This is a genomic window from Streptomyces sp. NPDC127084 (assembly GCF_042724175.1).
Classification (GTDB): domain Bacteria; phylum Actinomycetota; class Actinomycetes; order Streptomycetales; family Streptomycetaceae; genus Streptomyces.
Genome location: NZ_JBHXFA010000375.1, coordinates 1 through 1,339 on the forward strand (window position 1 = coordinate 1; position 1,339 = coordinate 1,339).

The following is a 1,339-nucleotide window of genomic DNA, read 5'->3' on the forward strand; positions in this document are numbered from 1 at the left end:
AGGCGGTGGGGGTCCCCCCGCCGAAGGCAGGGGGAGATCGCCCTCGTACTGGATGTACTCGGGTGATTCGACAACGCAGCGAGGTGCCGTGCAGGGCGTCGCGAGCCGGTGAACCTATCCGGTCACCACACCAGGCGCTCGCATGCGACGAAAAGCCCGGCACGCGGACTCAGAGATGACCCTTGTGACCCTCGGGAGGGGATTGACGCTGTCGCGCCAGCACGGCGGCCTGGATGCGTCGCTCGACCCCAAGCTTCCTCAAGAGCGAGGAAACAAGGCTTTTCACGGTTCTCTCCGACAGAAAAAGCTGCCCCCCAATCTGCCGGTTGGTCAGCCCTTCCCCGATGAGTGCAAGGACGTCCTTCTCCCTGGGCGACAGCGACGCCATCGCTCCTTCCTCCGGTTCCGCGTCTTCACGATGCTCCCGTAGTTCACGCATCAAGCGAGTCGTTGTCGTCGGATCCAGCATCGACTGTCCAGCGGCCACCGTCCGTACTGCAGTAACCAGGTCCGCTCCCTTCACCCGTTTCAAAACATACCCAGCAGCCCCTGCCATGATCGCGTCCAGGAGGGCTTCGTCATCGTCAAAGGATGTCAACATCAAACAAGCCAGATCAGGCATGAGCGAACGGAGTTCGCGGCAAACGGTGATCCCGTCACCATCCGGAAGCCTGACATCCAGAATGGCGACACGCGGGCGAAGAGCCGGCCCGCGGGCGAGCGCCTGTCCCACTGTGTTCGCCTCACCGGTGACGACAATGTCGGGTTCGGCCTCGAGTAGGTCGCGCACACCCCGACGGACCACTTCATGATCGTCGACCAAGAAGACACTGATCGTGTCATTTGATGCGGCGTTCTGCTCTGTGCTCATGCCAGCTCCGTGCTTGTTCGTCGCCCTGAGGGCATCGCCGCCGATTCCGCTGTCGAACTGACGAGGCCGAATGGACGAAAGACCGGCCCACATTGCTTCTGGTACGGCGTCGCACTCCCAGGCACACTCATTTGATCACGCTGCACACCCGGCTGTCGGAATGCGGCGTCGGCTGGCGTGGCGAGAGTCTGTCAAACGAGCCGTGTAGCCGAGAAAGTTGGGGTCACAGACGGGCAGGCGAAAGGCGGCCGTCGAAGGTGATGTCGAAGCGTTCAGGGCGGTCTTCCAGCGCATGGTCCAGCGGGCCTGGTTGGTGGGTGCTCCTCAGCGCCAGGGTTCAGACACTGAACGCAGGATCACCGCGGTGGCGACCGCGGCGGTGACCGCCTCGTGGCCCTTGTCCTCGTTGGAGCCCTCCAGACCCGCGCGGTCGAGGGCCTGCTCCTCGGTGTCGCAGGTGAGCACACC

The 1,339-nt window shown here is 63.5% G+C and carries 2 protein-coding genes; both read right to left on the minus strand.

Features of this window, described 5'->3' with window-relative positions; all coding sequences use genetic code 11:
• Positions 1-169 precede the first annotated feature (169 nt).
• Entirely contained in the window at positions 170-871 is a 702-nt protein-coding gene (locus tag ACFWI9_RS34335; protein ID WP_387169231.1) for a response regulator, read from the minus strand.
• A 324-nt stretch (positions 872-1,195) separates the two neighbouring features.
• A partial coding sequence (locus ACFWI9_RS34340; RefSeq protein ID WP_387169234.1) for a 6,7-dimethyl-8-ribityllumazine synthase occupies positions 1,196-1,339 on the minus strand: 144 nt, incomplete at its 5' end.

Bases quoted from the DNA above. Each gene is read 5' to 3' on its own strand.
- ACFWI9_RS34335 (WP_387169231.1), bottom strand. From the start codon at position 871: ATGAGCACAGAGCAGAACGCCGCATCAAATGACACGATCAGTGTCTTC.